General features: G+C 67.7%; 17 protein-coding genes. 8 read left to right on the plus strand and 9 right to left on the minus strand.

What is annotated here, in order from left to right; all coding sequences use genetic code 11:
* The coding region (locus tag HWX03_RS28850; protein WP_244132810.1) for a hypothetical protein at positions 1-351 on the minus strand (351 nt) is incomplete at its 3' end.
* Between the two features lie 33 nt (positions 352-384).
* Positions 385-1,905, minus strand: coding sequence for a hypothetical protein (locus HWX03_RS28855; protein WP_175873609.1), 1,521 nt, complete (start codon positions 1,903-1,905; stop codon positions 385-387).
* A 451-nt stretch (positions 1,906-2,356) separates the two neighbouring features.
* On the opposite strand from HWX03_RS28855, the gene HWX03_RS28860 reads away from it, so the two are divergent.
* Together HWX03_RS28860 and HWX03_RS28865 are read left to right on the plus strand one after the other, a co-directional pair.
* Complete coding sequence (locus HWX03_RS28860; RefSeq protein ID WP_175873610.1) at positions 2,357-4,525, plus strand: hypothetical protein; 2,169 nt, start codon at positions 2,357-2,359, stop codon at positions 4,523-4,525.
* Between the two features lie 7 nt (positions 4,526-4,532).
* Entirely contained in the window at positions 4,533-5,240 is a 708-nt protein-coding gene (locus HWX03_RS28865) for a DUF3142 domain-containing protein (RefSeq protein ID WP_175824327.1), read from the plus strand.
* Positions 5,241-5,296: 56 nt separating this feature from the next.
* Here the strand turns inward: HWX03_RS28865 and HWX03_RS28870 are convergent, their stop codons facing one another.
* Positions 5,297-5,962 carry a LysE family translocator gene (locus HWX03_RS28870; RefSeq protein WP_175873611.1) on the minus strand — a complete coding sequence of 222 codons (666 nt, stop codon included), beginning with the start codon at positions 5,960-5,962 and terminating at the stop codon, positions 5,297-5,299.
* A 165-nt stretch (positions 5,963-6,127) separates the two neighbouring features.
* Here HWX03_RS28870 and HWX03_RS28875 point away from each other — a divergent pair, with 165 nt between their 5' ends.
* The gene (locus HWX03_RS28875; RefSeq protein ID WP_175824325.1) at positions 6,128-7,048 is read left to right on the plus strand and encodes a LysR substrate-binding domain-containing protein; all 921 of its coding nucleotides are present in this window, start codon (positions 6,128-6,130) and stop codon (positions 7,046-7,048) included.
* Between the two features lie 96 nt (positions 7,049-7,144).
* On the opposite strand, the gene HWX03_RS28880 is transcribed toward HWX03_RS28875, so the two are convergent.
* Positions 7,145-7,981 (minus strand): alpha/beta hydrolase, encoded by an 837-nt coding sequence (locus HWX03_RS28880; RefSeq protein WP_175873612.1) that lies wholly within the window; start codon positions 7,979-7,981, stop codon positions 7,145-7,147.
* A 137-nt stretch (positions 7,982-8,118) separates the two neighbouring features.
* The gene (locus HWX03_RS28885; RefSeq protein WP_175873613.1) at positions 8,119-8,952 is read right to left on the minus strand and encodes an oxidoreductase; all 834 of its coding nucleotides are present in this window, start codon (positions 8,950-8,952) and stop codon (positions 8,119-8,121) included.
* Positions 8,953-9,046: 94 nt separating this feature from the next.
* On the opposite strand from HWX03_RS28885, the gene HWX03_RS28890 reads away from it, so the two are divergent.
* Positions 9,047-10,018: an AraC family transcriptional regulator gene (locus HWX03_RS28890; RefSeq protein ID WP_175873614.1), complete on the plus strand. Its 972-nt coding sequence runs from the start codon at positions 9,047-9,049 to the stop codon at positions 10,016-10,018.
* A gap of 182 nt (positions 10,019-10,200) precedes the next feature.
* On the opposite strand, the gene HWX03_RS28895 is transcribed toward HWX03_RS28890, so the two are convergent.
* Positions 10,201-11,406 (minus strand): MFS transporter, encoded by a 1,206-nt coding sequence (locus HWX03_RS28895; RefSeq protein WP_175873615.1) that lies wholly within the window; start codon positions 11,404-11,406, stop codon positions 10,201-10,203.
* Positions 11,403-11,768: a RidA family protein gene (locus tag HWX03_RS28900; protein WP_175873616.1), complete on the minus strand. Its 366-nt coding sequence runs from the start codon at positions 11,766-11,768 to the stop codon at positions 11,403-11,405. The genes HWX03_RS28895 and HWX03_RS28900 overlap by 4 nt, the downstream gene beginning before the upstream one ends.
* A gap of 134 nt (positions 11,769-11,902) precedes the next feature.
* Between HWX03_RS28900 and HWX03_RS28905 the strand changes: the two genes are divergently transcribed.
* Together HWX03_RS28905 and HWX03_RS28910 are read left to right on the plus strand one after the other, a co-directional pair.
* A complete protein-coding gene (locus HWX03_RS28905; RefSeq protein ID WP_175873617.1) occupies positions 11,903-12,721 on the plus strand; it encodes a TrmB family transcriptional regulator in 819 nt (272 codons plus the stop codon).
* A gap of 16 nt (positions 12,722-12,737) precedes the next feature.
* Complete coding sequence (locus HWX03_RS28910) at positions 12,738-13,598, plus strand: PhzF family phenazine biosynthesis protein (protein WP_175873618.1); 861 nt, start codon at positions 12,738-12,740, stop codon at positions 13,596-13,598.
* Positions 13,599-13,625: 27 nt separating this feature from the next.
* Here the strand turns inward: HWX03_RS28910 and HWX03_RS28915 are convergent, their stop codons facing one another.
* Entirely contained in the window at positions 13,626-14,789 is a 1,164-nt protein-coding gene (locus HWX03_RS28915) for an aldose epimerase family protein (protein ID WP_175873619.1), read from the minus strand.
* Positions 14,790-14,894: 105 nt separating this feature from the next.
* On the opposite strand from HWX03_RS28915, the gene HWX03_RS28920 reads away from it, so the two are divergent.
* On the plus strand, positions 14,895-15,572 hold the full coding sequence (locus HWX03_RS28920) for a hypothetical protein (protein WP_175873620.1): 678 nt from the start codon (positions 14,895-14,897) through the stop codon (positions 15,570-15,572).
* 52 nt (positions 15,573-15,624) lie between these two features.
* Here HWX03_RS28920 and HWX03_RS28925 read toward each other — a convergent pair whose 3' ends face one another.
* Positions 15,625-16,530 carry an AraC family transcriptional regulator gene (locus HWX03_RS28925; RefSeq protein ID WP_175873621.1) on the minus strand — a complete coding sequence of 302 codons (906 nt, stop codon included), beginning with the start codon at positions 16,528-16,530 and terminating at the stop codon, positions 15,625-15,627.
* A gap of 120 nt (positions 16,531-16,650) precedes the next feature.
* Between HWX03_RS28925 and HWX03_RS28930 the strand changes: the two genes are divergently transcribed.
* Positions 16,651-17,559, plus strand: coding sequence for a LysR family transcriptional regulator (locus HWX03_RS28930; RefSeq protein ID WP_175824315.1), 909 nt, complete (start codon positions 16,651-16,653; stop codon positions 17,557-17,559).
* Positions 17,560-17,564: the final 5 nt, after the last annotated feature.

A 17,564-nucleotide genomic window follows, 5' to 3' on the forward strand; every position in this document is an offset into this window, starting at 1 on the left:
TGCATCAAGGCCGCATATAGAGCTGCAGCCCATCCTGTCTATCAAAACACACGAAAACTGTTGCAAACGGGACGCGTTCATATAGCAACTGATGAACACCGTACAGCCGAAACGCCGCCCCTTGCCGGTCGTCGCGTCGTAACTCATCTTCTGGCCGCCCAGCCCGTCCTTCTTCCCGTACTGGACGTTGGCGATCGTGATCTCGTCCGACGACGCGAGCCCGAGCGTCTTCGCGGTCGACGTCTGGACGTCGACCATGTTCATCTGCGTCGTGCCGCATGCGGCCAGCACGAGGCCGGCGACCGTGACGCCCAGCGCGGTCCGGACGGTGCAATGCAAGGTTTGCTTCATGGCTTCTCCTTCGATTTCCCCAGTGCGAGGCGCTTACGCGCCCGGCGTATAAAAACTGGCCTGCACCTGGCTGCCGATAGTCGCGACATACGATTGCCAGAGCAGCGCCATCGCCCCCGTCGCGTTGACGGCCAGCGCCGGCCACGACGCGCTCTGCGGCGCCACCGTCGACGCGCTCCACGCGCCGTTCCGGTAACTGGCCGCGATGACGGCCGACGCACCCGGCAAACCGGTGTCCTGCCACGCGGCCGTCACGTTGCCGCCGGCGTCGACCACGAGCGGCGGGTACTGGTTTGCCGCGCCGTTCAGGTGTTCCGTCAGCCGCTGCAACGGCCCCCAGTTGCCGCTGGCATCCGACACGCTCACCTGCAGCGCCGCGCCGCCTTCCGCCCACATCGCGGCAGCCACGCCGTTTTCGTTGACGGCCAGCATCGGCGTCGCGATGAAACCGGTCGGCTCGACGATCGCGGGCGCCACCGGTTGCGACGGCTGCCACCCGGTGCCGGACACATAGCGTTGCGACATCGTGGCGGTGGTGAGCTTCCCGCCCGTCACGTCGAGCTGCCCCCAGAGCAGCGTGATGTTGCCCTTCGCGTCCATGCCGGCCACCGGCGAGATGATCGTCGTGAACAGGCTCGTGTTCGACACCGCCTGGTTGACGTCGGTCCAGCCGTTGGCCGCGTCGTACGTGGCCGTCCACAGCGCCGAGTGCGTATGGTTGGTCTGCCGCCACGCGAGCACGGCGCGGCCGGACGACAGGACCGAGATCATCGGCCTCACGTTGTCGGTGTCGCCGGTGACCGCGCCCGGCCCGGTCTGCACCGGCATCTGGATCAGCGCCGTCGGCGACCACTGTCCGGCCTGCGTGTAGCGCGTCCATGCGATACGCGTATCGAGCAGGCTGATCGACTGCGACCACGCGACGAGCGCGTTGCCCTGGCCGTCGATCCCGGCCGTATAGGTCGACCCCGTCACGTCCGGCGCCACTTCGAACGCCGCGCCCCAGCCGCCGGCCGGGGTGTACGGGCGCGCCCACAGCGCATACGTGTTCGGGCCCGGCATCCATTCGGTCCAGAACGCGACGGCCTGCCCGCTCGCGTTGCCGACCACTCGCGACGGGCTCGAGCTCGTCGTGTTCATCGAATGCGAGCCGTCGCCCGTGTCGAGCCGCGTCGCGGTTCCCCAGCCGGAGCCCGCGGCATAGCGCGCGCCCCACATCTCGTTGCCGTTCGCGCCGGCCGGGCCGTTGGTCATCCAGGTGGCGAGCGCGTTGCCGCTCGCATCGATCGTCACGCTGGGGGCGCCCTCCGGCCCCTTGCCGTCCACCGCGGCGGCCGTCGACCAGCCGGCCTGCGGCTGCGTGGCGCCGCCTGTCGGGCCACCGTTCGACCCGCCGCTCGCCCCGCCGCCGCCCGACGTCGAGCCAGACGGCGAGCCGGGATTGTTCGGCGTAGACGACGATGACGACGCGCCGCCGTTCGTCGCGACATCGTCGCCGCCGCACGCGGTCAGCGCGAGCGCGGCCGCCATGACCATCCATGTAATGGGTTTCATTGGACTCCTCTTGTTTTCATTTGCCGGCGCACTCTCGTCTGCCGTTGGCCGATACGACGTATCGTTTCGTCCTTAAAATTGTTAAGTAATGCTATTGAATAGGCAGGTAAACCGGCATCTGTTCGCGTCCCTTTCATGATCGATTCCGTCGTGCGGATCGACGCGAACGCCGCTTTCGGCAGACCTTCCCCGTCGGGCAGTACGGACCACGTCAGGTCGTCTATCGTCGGACGTCCGCCACTGCCGGCTGCATCTTAATTCAAGCGATCCGGATTCAAGGTGGCGTTGCGTCCACACTGAGTGGATTTCCATTTCACGGGGGCCTGCCCTCGGCGCGGCTGGCGGCCCCGCGCAGCGCCGGCCATCACGCCCCGTGAGGTACGATACGCGCCGGGGCAAAGCGCCCCCTGAGAGAACCGGCCGTCGCGGCCACCCACCCAGCACAAGAAAAATGCGAAGAAACCCGACGCTGCACCGAAACCTGTTCGCCGCGCTGGCGGCCAGCCTGCTCTGGATACCCGCCGCCCATGCGAGCGGAGACGACGGCTGCTACGTGCCGAACACGCTCCGGCAGACTTCATATTCGTGCGGCAACGTGCCGATGCTGACGCCCGCCAACGACACGCGCATCAATGCGATGCTGATGATGGTCGACAGCGGCAAGGTCGCGCAGGTGTTCCCGGACCCGAAGACCATCCCGGCGAAAGAGCGGATCAACCAGATCGTCGTGCCGTTCCCGATGGATTTCTCCGGATGGATCTACATCGGCCAGAAGGAGCCCGACAAGACCGGCGGCGCAGCGGATGCCGAGGCGTCGTCGAACCGGTACGCGGACGGCGAAGGCAGCATCTGCCGCAGCATGAGCGCGGGCGCGGACGCGTTCAACGACGCACTGGGCGGCGCCGGCGGCCTGCCCGCCGACGAAGCCGCGCGCCTGCGTGCGGCGCGCGCCGACATCGCGCAGAAGACCTGTGCCGCGGGCGGCGCCAGCGCCGCGTGGACGAAGCCGCCGGTCAAGTCGCCGCTCGGCCAGCAGTTCGCCGCGTACCTCGACGGCACGAACGCGTTCTACCGCGCCGACTTCCTCACCGCGACCCGCGCCTTCGCGAACGCATCGCACAGCGCGGACCCGTGGCTGAAGGAAACCGGCCTCTACATGGCCGGGCGCGCGCAGTTGAACGCCGCGCAAGCCAACGTATTCGACAACGACAGCCCGACGCCGACGCGCGCGCGCGTGACGAAGGTGTCGCTCGACGCGGCGAACACGGTGTTCCGGACCTACCTGAAGGTGTATCCGAAGGGGCGCTATGCGGTGTCCGCGACCGGGCTGTTGCGACGTGTCGCGTGGCTCGGCGGGAACGTCACGCAGCAGGCCGACCTGTACGGCCATGCGCTCGCGCGCTGGTCGCCGGCGACGTCGAACGTGCCGCTGATGCAGCTGGCGAACGAACTCGACAGCAAGCTGCTGTTCGGCTCGGCATTCGACGCAAGCCAGATCCAGTCGCCGACTGTCCTCGCCACCGTCGACCTGCAGCGCATGCGCGCGTCCGACAGCAGCGATGCAAGCCGCAAGCCGATGACGCTCGACGAGCTGCAGGCGCAGAAGCCGCGCTTCGCGAACGCGCCCGCGCTCTACGACTACCTGCTCGCGACCTGGTACGTGCAGATCGGGCGCAAGCCGGACGCCGCCCTCGACCTGCTGCCGCCAACGCCCGCCACGCCGCTCGACTACTTCGGGCTGAGCCAGCAGGCGCTGCGCGGGTTCGCGCTGGAGGACAGCGGCCAGAACGACAAGGCGCGCCAGCTGTGGCGCGACCTGATCCCGCTCGCGACATTCCGCTTTCAGCGCGAAATGCTGGAACTCGCGCTCGCGATCAACCTGGAGCAGGCCGGGCTCGTCAACGACGCCTTTGCCGACGATTCGCTCGTGCAGAACGCCGCGATCCGCGCGGTGCTGCTGCAGCGCGCGGCCAATGCCGACCTGCTGCGCGCGCAGGCGCAAAACCAGGCAACCGGCAGCGCGCTGCGCGACACCGCGCTGTACACGTTGCTGTACAAGGAACTCACGCGTTCGCACTACGCGGACTTCCTCGCCGATACCGCGCTGGTGCCCGGCGCGCCCGCCGATCCGTTGAAACCGTTCGTCGCAGCCGGCGCGAAAAACGAAGACGGCTACATGTGCCTGTCGGCGCGCGACATCGCCGCGACGCTGCAGCAGAATCCCGCCGATCCGAAAGGGCTGAACTGCCTCGCCGATTTCGTGCGGCTGCATCCGCCCGCGTCCGGCCTCGAAATCGATCCGGTGCCTTCGTGGGTCCGCAACGCATCGAGCACGGCCGCCACGCGCGTGCCGCCGACGCTCGGCGCGGCGCCGTCGCAGTTCGCGGGCAAGCCGTACGAGCGGATGTCGAGCTACGTGACGGTGATGGCCGATACGCAGGCGAACCCGAACGACCGCGCGTACGCGTTCTATCGCGCGATCAAGTGCTACGCGCCGGGCGGCTCCAACGAATGCGGCGGCAAGGAGGTGTCGAAGAGCACGCGCAAGCGCTGGTTCGACACGCTGAAGACCGCCTATCCGGACAGCCCGTGGGCGCAGAAGCTGCGCTACTACTGGTAAGCGCCGCTTGAAGCGCATCGCGTGCATCGCGCTGCTGCTGGCCGCGCGCGTCGCGCTGGCCGGCACCGTCGACGCCGCGCGCTACGACGCGTTCTGGCTGTGGGCGGGCGTGAAGCCGCAGGCGGTCGTGCACGGTGCGCGCGCCGTCTACGTGCTGCAGGGTCAGATCGAGGCGTCGCCGCGGGACGAGTCGCAGGTGCGCGTGATCGCGCAGGGCGTCGCGCTGCCGCCCGCGCCCGACGCGCGGGTGTGGCTCGTCTATCGTGCGCATACGCTGCGCTGGACGCCGCGCGTCACGCAGATCATGCTCGCGCAGCTCGCACGCTGGCGGGCGTCGGGCCGCACGATCGCCGGCATCCAGATCGACTTCGATGCCGGTACGCGCCACCTGCAGGATTACCTCGCGTTCCTGCGCACGCTGCGCGAGACCTTGCCCGCCGATTGCCGGCTGAGCATCACGGGGCTGCTCGACTGGAGCAGCCGCATCGATACCGACCAGGTCAACCAGCTCAAGGGAATCGTCGACGAGGTGGTCGTGCAGACCTACCAGGGCCGCAGCACGATTCCCGACTATGCGGCCTATCTGCCGCGCGTCGCGCGGCTGCAACTGCCGTTTCGCATCGGCGTGATCCAGGGCGGCGAGTGGGACGCGCCGCCGTATCTCGCAGCGAATCCGTGGTTCCGCGGCTACGTCGTGTTTCTGCGCAACGACTAGCGGGTTAGCGGGCGCAACCGCGGCGCCAATGAAGCGTGACGTCAATCGCCGATGCGCTACGCGGCGCCCGCGAGCGTGCTGCCGAGCCCGGCGAGCGCAATCGCGAGCAGTGCAAGCGCCGACGATGCCACGACCCATCGCTGCTTCCGATGAATCGCCGGATGGTTGATCGCGGCCATGTAGCCAGTCAGGATCGTGAAATCGACCGCGATCCACAACGCGGCGAGGATCGCGAGGCTCACGCGCGAATCGGGCGTGATGGCGACGAACTGCGGAAAGAGCGCGACGAAGAACAGCAGGTCCTTCGGATTCGCGATGCCGACGAGGAAGCCGCGCACGACGCCGGGCAAACCGCGCGGCTGCGGCACGGGTTCCCCCGCCGCCGGTTCCCCCGCCACCGTGCCGTCGCCACCCCGCGCGCGGCCGGCGCGCCATTCGCCGAGCAGCGTCCGGATGGCGAGCACCGCGATGAACAGGCACCCCGCGACATGCAGTCCGGCAAGCAGGCGAGCGCTGACCATCACGACGCCGAACACCATCAGCATCGCGCCCGCGATCATCACGAGGCTTGCGGCGTTCGCGCCCACCGCGGTCAGCACGCCCTGACGGAACCCGCGCCGCGCAACCGTACCCGTCACGAGCATGACGACCGGGCCGGGCGTCGCAATGAGCAGCACGATCGCGGCCAGATAGGCGAACAGCAGCGGGTAATGGAGCGTCATGACAAAAAGTTGAGCGATGAGTCGAGAGGCGCGCCCGTCACGGTGGCATCATGAAGGCCCGACGTGGCGAAAAACGCGGCTGCAAGCAGTATCACGCGCCCGGGCTGTCGATCGAAAACGGAAAATCCTGTCTGATGACATGAGTTTTATTCATACTCGAAACCCATGAAGGCCAAACCGCTTCCCCCCGTCTATGCGCTGCGCGCGTTCGAGAGCGCCGCGCGCACCGGCTCGTTCACGCTGGCCGCCGACGAACTGAGCCTGACGCAAAGCGCGGTCAGCAAGCACGTGAAGACGCTGGAGGCCTACTTCGGCCGGAAGCTGTTCGTCCGGCACGGGCCCAGGATGACCGTGACGGCGGAAGCCCACATCTTCGCGGCCGGCCTCAGGCGCGGGTTCCGGCAGGTCGAGGAAGCATGCATGCTGTTCCGCACGCAACGCGACGTGCTGCGGCTCAAGGCGCCTTCCACGCTCACGATGCGCTGGCTGCTCGACGCACTGGCCGCCTTTCGCGGCACGCGGCCGGCGTTCGAGGTGCAGATCGCGAGCGTGTGGATGGATGTCGATACCGTCGATTTTTTCAGCGAATCCTACGATTGCGCGATCCTGCTCGGCGCAGGCAAGTTCGGCGAAAGCACGCATTGCGTGAAGCTGTTCGACGAATGGCTGATTCCGGTGTGCTCGCGGGCAACCGCCACGGTCGCGCGCGCGAATCCCGCCGCGTGCGAGCTGATCCACCCGTCACCCGACCGGCGCGACTGGCGCCGCTGGCTCAACGGCAGCGGTCACGATCTGAATGTGGACATCACGCGCGGGCAGGTGTTCGACATGCTCGAACAGGGCATCGCGGCGGCCATCGCCGGCCACGGCCTGTCGATCGGCGACCTCGCGCTGTGTGCGACGGCCATCGACGAGAAGCAGCTCGTGCTGCCGTTCAAGACGGCCGTCAGCACCGGCGATGCGTACTACCTCGTGTGGCCGGAAGACTCCGCCAAGGCCGCGCAGGTGCGCGAACTGCATGCGTTCCTGGCCGGCCGGATGCCGCGCCTCGCGCATCCGGGGGTGCGCTTCATCGATTTGGGGTGATGCAGGCGGCAGGCAATCCGCCCTTTTCTATGCGCAGCCGGATCGCCCGCCTTCAATCACGGCGCCGCCCGCCGCAGCGGGCCAGCGCCGCTACCGTCATGCCCGCACGAACGCCAGCAGGTCGGCGTTGAGGGCGTCCGCATTGACCGTCAGCATTCCGTGCGAATAGCCCGGATAGGTCTTCAGCGTGCCGTTCTTCAGCAGCTTGATCGACTTCAGCGCGGCATCCGCGATCGGCACGATCTGGTCGTCTTCGCCATGCAGCACGAGCGTCGGGACGGAGATCGACTTCAGGTCGTTGGTCTGGTCCGTTTCCGAAAACGCCTTGATGCCGTCGTAATGCGCCTTCGCGCTGCCTTCCATCCCCTGCCGCCACCAGTTGCGGATCACGCCCTGGTGCACGGTTGCACCCTCGCGGTTGAACCCGTAGAACGGGCCGCTCGGCACGTCGAGGAAGAACTGCGCGCGATTGTCGGCGAGCGCTTTCCGGAAGCCGTCGAACACCTCGAGCGGCAAACCTTCGGGGTTCGATTCGGTTTTCAGCATCAGCGGCGGCACCGCGCTGACCAGCACGGCCTTCGCGACGCGGCCGGCCGGCTCGCCGTGCTTCGCGACGTAGCGCGCCACTTCGCCGCCGCCGGTCGAGTGACCGATATGCACCGCATTGCGCAGGTCGAGCGCCTCGACGACCGCGAACGCATCGGCTGCGTAATGATCCATGTCGTGGCCGTCCCAGACCTGCGCCGAGCGGCCATGGCCGCGCCGGTCGTGCGCGATCACGCGATAGCCGTTCTGGACGAAGAACAGCAGTTGCGCATCCCAGTCGTCGCTGGACAGCGGCCAGCCGTGGTGGAACATGACGGGCTGCGCGTCTTTCGGACCCCAATCCTTGTAGAAAATCTCGACGTTATCCTTCGTGGTGACGTATGGCATCGCGATGCTCCTGTGAGGTGGACAAACGTGGCGAACGGGCCGATTGCCATTATCGGCCGTTATTGTGAAACCGCGATGCCATCGTGCGACGCAACGGCCGATCATCCACCGGCAGGAAACGAACGACGCCGCGCGTGTCAGCCGTCCGTCGACACCGTCACGGCTTCCCACGCGCGGATTTCGTCGTCCAGCGCCGCCAACTTGTTCCGCACGAGCCGCAGCGCGTCGCTGCCGAGCAGCAGATGCGCGGGCGGATGGTCTGCCGCCATCACGGCGAGCATCGCCCGCGCGGCCTTCGCGGGGTCGCCCAGCTGCTTGCCGCTTTTCTCCTCGCGCGCGCGGCGGATCGGGTCGAACAGCGCGTCGTAGTCGGCAATCGAGCGCGGCGTGCGCGCCATCGAGCGGCCGGCCCAGTCGGTGCGGAACGAACCCGGCGCGACGGCCGTCACCGCGATGCCGAACGGCTCGAGCTCCTTGCCGAGCGTTTCGGAAATACCTTCCAGTGCGAACTTGCTGCCGCAGTAGTACGCGATGCCCGGCATCGTGATGTGACCGCCCATCGACGTGATGTTCAGGATGCGGCCACGCCGGCGTTCGCGCATGAACGGCACGACGGCCTTCATCATCGCGACCGCGCCGAACACGTTCACGTCGAACTGCCGGCGCATCTCGTCGAGCGGCGCCTCCTCCATGATCCCTTCGTGCCCGTAACCCGCGTTGTTCACCAGCACGTCGACGGGCCCGACGTTCGCCTCGATGTCCGCGACGACGCCGTCGATGCGGTCGAAGTCGGTCACGTCGAGCACGCGCGCGACGGCCGCCTGCGCGGACAGCGCTTCGAAGTCGCGCGCCGCCTGCGCGCTGCGCACCGTGCCGACCACCGTGTGACCGGCGGCCAGCGCCTCCTGGGCCAGCGCGCGGCCGAAACCGCTGCTGACGCCGGTAATGAGCATGATGTTGCCGGATGCCATCTGAGCTTCTCCCGAATGTCGATTGAAGCATGCATACTAGTCTGACGAACTGCGCCGAATAAGCCAGATTCCGCTTATTTTCTTGCACAAAACTATGAGCACCATGCCGACCTCATCCCGACCTCCAGCGCTATCGCCGCGCGACCGGAAGCGCCTGGTGACGCTGCTGCGCGCGCTCGCGCCCGACGAAGGCTACAACCTGACGGCGCTGCCGAGCGTGCGCATCCTGCGCTCGAACCGCGCGCTGTCGCGCACGCCGGTACTGTACGACCCGGGCATCGTGATCGTGTGCCAGGGATCGAAGCGCGGCTACTTCGGCGGCGAGCGCTATCTGTACGACGAGCACCATTACCTGGCCGTCTCCGTGCCCGTCCCATTCAGCATGGAAACCGACGCCACGCCCCAGCGCCCGCTGCTCGCGCTGTACCTGCACCTCGATTTCACGCTGGCCGCCGAACTCGCCGCGCAGATCGACCGCGCCGGCCTCGCGGAAACCGTGCAGGCGCCGAAGAGCATGATGTCGACGCCGATGGACGCAGCGATGCACGCGTCGGTGCTGCGTTTCGTCGACGCGATGCAGCGGCCGCTCGACGCCGCAGTGCTCGGCCCGGCGCTGCTTCGCGAGCTGTATTTCCGTGTGCTGACCGGCGCGCAGGGTGATGCGATGCGCAGCGCACTGGCGATGCGCGGGCAATTCGGCCGGATCGGGCGCGCATTGCGCGTGATCCACGCCGATTACGCGCAGCCGCTCGACGTGTCGCAACTGGCCGACGCAGCCGGCATGAGCGTGCCGAGCTTTCACAGTCACTTCAAGGCGATCACGCAGGTGTCGCCGATGCAGTACCTGAAGTCGACGCGCCTGCATCAGGCGCGATTATTGATGGTGCGCCAGGACCTGACGGCGGAGGCCGCCGGCTACGCGGTCGGCTATACGAGCCCGTCGCAGTTCAGCCGGGAATTCAAACGCCTGTTCGGCCTGACGCCTGCGAAGGAAACGCAGCGCATGCGCGCGAGCTTCGCGATTCCGCAGCCGTTCGACGATGCGGTGTTCGTGTCGTCGCATTGAGGTGTGCCGGAACCCGCAAGCGCGGGGCGACACCGAACCCGACATGGGTTGCATGGGCACGGCACCGTTGCGAACCGCTGAGCCGAATACGTCGACCGGATCGTCACCGACGAATCGGAGCAGCCCGATGATGCATGAAAAATGCCCATCCGGCCGATGGCGCTCGCCGGTCCCGCACACGCTCAACCGGCGGACGCCGTTTCGCCCGCGGCAGCGGCCCTCGCGCGTGCGGCCCCGACCCACCCGGCCAGCGTCACCGCACCCGCCGCGACGAGCATCATCGCGCCCCACCCGATCCGTTCGACGAGCATGCCTGCCGCCACGGCGCCGCCCGCGCCGGCCGCGTAGTACAACGTCAGGTACGCGGCGTTCAACGCACCGGCCCGCGCCGGCTGAATCGCCACGACACGGGCCTGGTTCGCGACCTGGGCGGCGAAACAACCGGCATCGAACAAGGCCAGCCCGACGCCCAGCCAGCCCGGATGACCCAGCGCAACGCCAAGCAGCAACGTGGAAAGCGCAGCCACGGCGAGTCCGCCACCGATCACGGCACGATCGCCGAAGCGATCCGTGAGCTTGCCCGCCACCCGCGTCACGCCCAGGCCGAGCACGCCGGCAAGACTATATGCGCCGATCGCGGCCGCCCCCATGTTGTACGGCGGCGCGGCCAGCCGGATCGCCAATCCCACCCACACCAGATTGAACGCGAAGAACCACAGCATGCCGGCGCAGGTGCGGCGCCTCAATGCGGCGCTGTCGCGCAACAACCGCGGAATCGCACCGATCGTGGACGCGTGGCCGGAATGCCCTTCGGGGCGACCGCCGGGCAACAGCACGCCGCTGCCGACGGCCGCCAGCGCCACGCAGCCGGCCAATGCGAGCAGCGCGCCCCGCCATCCGCACCATTGCGACAACGCACCGCCGACGAAACGGCTCAGCAAAATGCCGGCGGAAATGCCCGCGGAAACCACACCCATCGCCCCGCCGCGCCGATGAGGATCCGCGTGCTTGCCGACCACCGCGCTGCATTGCGCCGCGACCGTCGTGGCCGCCCCCACCAGGACAAAGCAGGCGTCGAGCGCGAGCGGCGCCGACGACAGCGACGCGCCCGCGAGCAACATCGCGAGCACGCCCATTTGCGCCGGAATGAGCGTGCGCGGACCGAACCGGTCGACCAGCGGCACCAGCAGCGCTAGGCCGGCCAGATAGCCGAGCATCGTCACGGACGCGAGGGTCGCCATCCGCGCTGCCGGCACGCCGAAGTCGCCGGCAATCGCCGACAACGACGGCTGCAGCGCATAGCCGTTGGCGATCGCGACGCCCGCCGCGAGCGCAAGCATCGCGATCGCGGTGCGGGACAGGGATGCGGGCGGGCCGGCGACCGTCATGCGGCGGTCCGGACCGCAATCGCCTCGACCTCGACCCGAATCTCCGGATCGATGAACGGCAACGCATGGACCAGCGAGAACGCCGGCCGGATATCGCCGTATATCTCGCCGTGCGCACGTGCCGCGTCTTCCCAATGGTCGAAATCGGCGACCACCAGCCGGCTCTGGACGACATCCGACAGCGCGAATCCGCTGTCCGCGAGGACCTTGCCGAGCGTCGCCAGCGCATCGCGTGTCTGCGCATACACGTCGTCGCCTTTGCCGGCCGTCCCCGACACGTAGATCGTGTCGTCGACGACCACTGCACGCGAATAGCCCACCTTGGGCTCCCACGGGGAGCCGGTACTGATCCGTTGACGCATCTTGATGATCCTCTTCGGTAAGGTTCGGAAATCTCGCTTACTACTTCGGTAGTAAGCGAGATCGATTCTATACTACTCCGGTAGTTAATCAAGCACCCCCGTGATGCGCATCACGGCCATTCGAGTCCATCCACATGAACGAAAACGCGGAACTGATCACGTCATTGATCCGGCTTGGCTTTACGCAATACGAGGCGCAGGCGTACGCCGCACTCGTCGGGCAAGCCGCGCTGACGGGTGCCGAAGTCGGCCGGCGCGCCGGCATGCCGCCATCGAAGGTCTACGAGACCCTCGGCCGCCTGGAGGCGCGCGGCGCGGTGCTCGTCAACCGCTCCGAACCGGTCCGCTATGCAGCCGTGCCACACCGATCGCTGCTGGAAGAATTGCGCACGCGCTTCAACGCGGATCTCGAACTGGCAGCGGGCGCGCTCGACCGGCTGCCGGTGCGGCAGGAGCCGGGGCTGGTCTGGTCATTGAGCGGACGCGACGCGATCGTCAGCGCCTTCGCGCGCGTGATCGACCATGCGCAGACGGAGATCTTCGCGGGTGTCTGGGACGAGGAAATCGACGATCTCGGGCCGCTGCTCGAAGCGGCCGCGGCGCGCGGTGTCGATACGCACGTGGCGATCTACGGCAATCGCACGCTCAACGGCCCGCGCCACTACGACATGGCCAAATGCGGCGCCAGCGCGAGACTTCGGCTCTCGGGGCGGCGGCTGGCCGTCGCGGTCGCGGACAACACCGAGGCAGTGGTCGCGGAATTCGGCGACCAGTCGCCCGACCACGCGACGCTGACGACCAATCCGGTCATCGCGCTGCTCGCGGTCGAGTACATCAAGGCCGACGTGAGCGGCCGCGTCTTGATCGACGCGATGAGTCCGGCGGAATACCGGAAGGTCCTGAAGCATCCCGACATGCAGGCGATGCTTGCGCCGCTCGACAAACAGAGCTGACCCACACGAAATGCCCATGACCCCATACACCTTCCGCCTGCTGAACGTCTTCGCCGAATCGACGTTCGGCGGCAACCCGCTTTGCGTGTTCGACGATGCGCGCGGCATGGACGACGCGACCATGCAGGCGCTGGCCGTGCAGTTCAACCTGTCGGAAACAACCTTCGTGCTGCCGTCCGAGCGGGCGCATGCACGCGTGCGCATCTTCACGCCCGGCTACGAGATGGCCTTTGCGGGCCATCCGACGCTCGGCACCGCGCATGTCGTGCGCGACCGGCTGAACGCCGGTGATGCGCTGTCGCTCGAATTCAAGGCCGGCGTCGTCGACGTCACGGCGCGCGACGACGTGTGGACCTTCATCGCGCCGCACGCCGGCATGCCGAACACGGCGCCGTGCACGTTGCCCGATGCGCAGGCCGCGGCCCTGCTCGGGCTCGCGGAGGACGATCTGCTCGCGCCGCCGCTGTGGGTCGACACCGGAGCCGACCAGTTGCTGGTCGCGCTCAAGGACCCGGCCGCCGTGCGGCGCGCGCGGCCCGACAGCGCGCGCCTCGACATCTGGCCACCAAGCAGTCTCGGCCGCAGGACCGCGTATGTGTTCGCGTTCGACGCCGAGCGCCCCGGGACGGTGGTGTCCCGCTACTTCTTCGTGAAGCAAGGCGGCGGCGTGTCGGAAGATCCGGGCACCGGATCGGCCTGTGCGAACCTGGGCGGCTGGCTGCTGGCCGCCGGACACGAGCTGCCGGCCGCGTTTCGGGTCGAGCAAGGCGAAGCCGTCGGCCGGCCTTGCCTGCTGCGATTGTCGGTCGATGCAGCGGGCAAAATCGGCGTCGGCGGGCGCGTGATCGAAATCGGGCGCGGCGTGATCAACGTGTGATCGACGCGCGCCCGCCGACGCCGCCGCTCATCGCGCGCCCACCCGCCACACCGTCACTTCGTGCAGCGTCTCGCCCGGCTTGAGCGCCGTCGACGGGAAGGCCGGATGATTCGGCGCATCCGGAAAATGCTCGGCTTCCAGCGCGAACGCATCGGTTTGCCGGTAGGCCGTCCCGCCCTTGCCCGCGACGCTGCCGTTCAACCCGTTGGCCGTATAGAACTGCAGCCCCGGCTGCGTCGTGTACAGCTCGAGAAAACGCCCGGACGCCGGATCGTAAGCGCGCGCGGCAAACGCCGGCGCCGGCTGGCCGCCCTGGTCCAGCACCCAGTTCTGGTCGTAGCCATGCGCGATCGCGAGCTGCGGATACGCATCGCGCAAATGCGCGCCGATCGGCGTCAACTGGCGCAGATCCATCGGCGTGCCCGCGACGCTCGCCAGTTGCCCGGTCGGAATCGATGTATTGTCGGTCGGCGTGAAACGCGAGGCGGCGATCTCGATCAGTTGCCGCTCGACGCTGCCGCCCGCCTGCCCCGCCAGATTGAAGTAGCTGTGGTTGGTCAGGTTGACGACCGTGTCCTGGTCGGTCGTCGCGCGGTAGTCGATGCGGATCTGGTCGTCGCGGGTCAGTGTGTAGGTCACGTCCGTCGTCAACGTGCCGGGGAAGCCGTTCTCGCCGTCGGGGCTCACGTAGCGCAGCGTGACGCTCGAACCGGCCGCGTCGCTGTGCGTGCCGGTGACCTTCCACACCTTGGCGTCGAAACTGTCGGGGCCGCCGTGCAGCGTGTTCGGCCCGTCGTTGACCGGCAGCTTCCACGTCCTGCCGTCGAGCGCGAAACGCCCGCCCGCAATGCGGTTCGCATACCGGCCGATCAGCGCGCCGAAATGGATGTTGCCGTTGTGCGCTTCGTAGTCGCGCAGCGAATCGAAGCCGAGCACGATGTCGGCCACGTGGCCGGTGCGGTCGGGCACGTCGAGCGTGGTCACGATACCGCCATACGTGATGACTTTCAGCGTCACGCCGTGCGGGTTCGCGAGCGTGTACTGGCTCACCGCCTGCCCGGTCGCGGTCGTCCCGTAATCGGCGCGGCTGACCGAGACCTCGGGCGCCGCCGATGCGACGGCTGCATGCAGCCCGAACGTTGCGCACACACCTATCGCGAGCATCGGTTGTCGCGGCCAGTGTCGTTTCATGGAAACCTCCGAAGTGGTGCGGCCCGTGCTCGCGCGCAAGTTGCGCGCCTGCACGTCCCGCGTTTGTTATGCTGCGCGCATCGTCCGCCCGAGCCGATCGCCGCCATGAACGCCGTCACCCCCGATATCGAGCGCACGCTGCGCGCCGCCTGCGACGCCTGCTTCGGCACGGCGGCCGTGTGGCCGCTCGTCGCGCACGCCTATGGCGAGCCGCAGCGCTTCTATCACACGCTCGCGCATCTGGCGGAACTGTTCGCGCACCTCGCGCCGTATCGCGCGCAACCGCTGTGGCCGGCCATCGAGCTTGCGGTATGGGCCCACGATGTCGTCTACGCGACAACGCTGCCGGATTACGCGGACAACGAAGCGCGCAGCGCACGATGGCTCGCGCAGGTTACGAACACGCACTGTACCGCGTCATGGTTGCACGCGCACGCATCGCATGTGTCCGTTGCATCCGAGCTCGTCCTCGCGACGCAGTCGCACCGGCTGCCTGAAACGTTCGCCGCCGATCCGGCATTGCAGCGCGCAGGGCAGCTTTTTCTCGACGCCGATCTCGCGATCCTCGCGGCCGCGCCCGACCGGCTTCGCGAGTACGACCGTGCGATCGCGCGCGAATGGGCGCAGGATCCCGATGCGCCGTCGGCAAGCTTCCGCATCGGCCGCAAGCAGGCGCTCGAACATCTGCGCGAGCAGGTTCCACTGTTTCGCTCGGCGGAATTCGCGCCGCTCGAGCCGTGCGCGCAACGCAATCTCGACACGCTGATCGATTTCTACGCGTAGGCGCCGTGCACGTCGCGACGGACCGGCGCGCCCCGCCTCCGCCTCGCGACGATCACGTGTGGTCCGCGCGCCACCGGCGAGGCGTGACACCGGTCAACCGCGTAAACGTTCGCGAGAAATGGCTCTGATCGGCGAAGCCGCATGCCAGGGCGATCATGCTCATCGGCACGTTCGGGTTGCGCATCCATTCCTTCGCGCGTTCGACGCGCTGCACGATGAGCCAGCGATGCGGCGGCAGCCCGGTCGTTCGATGGAACGCCTTGATGAAATAGCTGCGAGACAGCCCGCACGCGCTCGCCACGTCGGCCAGCCCGATGTTGCCGTCGAGGTGCTGGAGCAACAGCTCCTTCGCGCGGCGCGCCTGCGACGGCGTGAGCTTGCCGTCCGACCTTTCCCGCCGTTCGCTGATGCCGCCGTAACGGTGAGCGACGTGTGCCTGAAACGCCAGCCCCACGTGATCGATGAAGAGCTGCGACGCTTCGTCCGGCCGGGCCAGCGCGGGCAGCAGCGCGTGTCCGAGCGAATGGATGATCGAGTCGTGGGTGCTCAGATGCGGCGGCAGATAAAGCTGCGGCCGCTGCCGGCCGCCGAGGTCGTCGACCGTTTCCTCGAGCGTGTGGCGCGGCAGATGGAAATGCAGGCAATCGAACGCACCCTGGAGGTCGGCCACCCAGCGACGGTCGAGATCGTAGATCGACACGGTTCCCGCGCCATACGGGACGAACGGTGCGGGGCGGCCATCGAGCCACAGATCCTGTTCGCCGAACGGACGCAACTGCAATACGATGAGATCCGTATTCTCGAGTTCATAGGGTGCGGTCAGCCCCGAGTTCCTGCGCAAGCTCTGGAGTCGGACGATACCGATTTGCCCGTTCGGCAACGCTTGCGTGACGACGGTCTGCCTGACGTCGGCCGGGATGAAATCGGAGGATGCGGTGTCCGGCAGAGGGGCGCTCATGGGGCGATGCGGGACGGTAAATGACGATGCTCACCACTCTAGCAAATCGCGGCGACGCACGCTGCTCGCGCCGCACCTCGCACTGGTATGATGCGCCAGCCACCTCAACCGGAACTCGCGATGAAGCTGTCATTCGAAGCGCTCGAAGCCCTGGACGCGATCGACCGCACCGGAACCTTTGCCGAAGCAGCGGAACTGCTGCATCGCGTTCCGTCCGCGCTGACCTACCTGGTGCAGAAACTCGAAAGCGATCTCGGCGTGGCGCTGTTCGACCGCAGCGGACGGCGCGCGAAACTCACGCATGCGGGACGCATCGTCGTCGAGGAAGGCCGGCGCCTGCTGCGCGCGGCCGAACAACTCGAACTGAAGGCGCTGCGTGCGCAACAGGGCTGGGAAACGGAAGTCCGCGTCTGTATCGATGAAATTTTGCCGTTCGACGCGCTGTGGCCGTACGTCCACCGGTTCTACGCACTCGGGATGGACACGCGGCTGCGGCTGTCGACCGAAGTGCTCGGCGGCGCGTGGGATGCACTGATTTCGCGTCGGGCGGATCTCGTCGTCGGCGCGGCGGGCGAACCGCCGGAATTGCCGGGCATCATCGCGCGGCCGATCGGCTCGCTGAAACACGTGTTTGCGGTCGCGCCGTCCCATCCGCTCGCATCGCTGCCCGAACCGCTGGCGATGGCGTCGGTCGTCCAGTATCGCGGCGCGGTGATCAGCGATACGTCGCGCGAATTGCAGCCGCAGTCGGTCGCGATCGATGCGGGGCAGCCGTACCTTGCGGTACCTACGCTGGCAGCAAAACTGGAAGCGCAATGCGAAGGGCTCGCGGTCGGCACCCTGCCGGAATGCATCGCGGCGCGCGCGATCGCCGACGGCAAGCTCGTCGCGCGCCAGGTGACGGGCATGCGCGATACCACGCACTGCTATCTCGCGTGGCGCGGCGACGAAGCGGGCCGCGCGCTGCACTGGTGGGTCGAGCAACTCGACCAGCCCGATCTCGTCGAGCGTTTCACGACGCCGGATTGACGCGC

The sequence above is a fragment of the Burkholderia sp. BCC0397 genome (assembly GCF_902832865.1).
GTDB lineage: Bacteria > Pseudomonadota > Gammaproteobacteria > Burkholderiales > Burkholderiaceae > Burkholderia.

Bases quoted from the DNA above. Each gene is read 5' to 3' on its own strand.
- HWX03_RS28855 (WP_175873609.1), bottom strand. From the start codon at position 1,905: ATGAAACCCATTACATGGATGGTCATGGCGGCCGCGCTCGCGCTGACC.
- HWX03_RS28860 (WP_175873610.1), top strand. From the start codon at position 2,357: ATGCGAAGAAACCCGACGCTGCACCGAAACCTGTTCGCCGCGCTGGCG.
- HWX03_RS28870 (WP_175873611.1), bottom strand. From the start codon at position 5,962: ATGACGCTCCATTACCCGCTGCTGTTCGCCTATCTGGCCGCGATCGTG.
- HWX03_RS28875 (WP_175824325.1), top strand. From the start codon at position 6,128: ATGAAGGCCAAACCGCTTCCCCCCGTCTATGCGCTGCGCGCGTTCGAG.
- HWX03_RS28880 (WP_175873612.1), bottom strand. From the start codon at position 7,981: ATGCCATACGTCACCACGAAGGATAACGTCGAGATTTTCTACAAGGAT.
- HWX03_RS28885 (WP_175873613.1), bottom strand. From the start codon at position 8,952: ATGGCATCCGGCAACATCATGCTCATTACCGGCGTCAGCAGCGGTTTC.
- HWX03_RS28890 (WP_175873614.1), top strand. From the start codon at position 9,047: ATGAGCACCATGCCGACCTCATCCCGACCTCCAGCGCTATCGCCGCGC.
- HWX03_RS28895 (WP_175873615.1), bottom strand. From the start codon at position 11,406: ATGACGGTCGCCGGCCCGCCCGCATCCCTGTCCCGCACCGCGATCGCG.
- HWX03_RS28900 (WP_175873616.1), bottom strand. From the start codon at position 11,768: ATGCGTCAACGGATCAGTACCGGCTCCCCGTGGGAGCCCAAGGTGGGC.
- HWX03_RS28905 (WP_175873617.1), top strand. From the start codon at position 11,903: ATGAACGAAAACGCGGAACTGATCACGTCATTGATCCGGCTTGGCTTT.
- HWX03_RS28910 (WP_175873618.1), top strand. From the start codon at position 12,738: ATGACCCCATACACCTTCCGCCTGCTGAACGTCTTCGCCGAATCGACG.
- HWX03_RS28915 (WP_175873619.1), bottom strand. From the start codon at position 14,789: ATGAAACGACACTGGCCGCGACAACCGATGCTCGCGATAGGTGTGTGC.
- HWX03_RS28920 (WP_175873620.1), top strand. From the start codon at position 14,895: ATGAACGCCGTCACCCCCGATATCGAGCGCACGCTGCGCGCCGCCTGC.
- HWX03_RS28925 (WP_175873621.1), bottom strand. From the start codon at position 16,530: ATGAGCGCCCCTCTGCCGGACACCGCATCCTCCGATTTCATCCCGGCC.
- HWX03_RS28930 (WP_175824315.1), top strand. From the start codon at position 16,651: ATGAAGCTGTCATTCGAAGCGCTCGAAGCCCTGGACGCGATCGACCGC.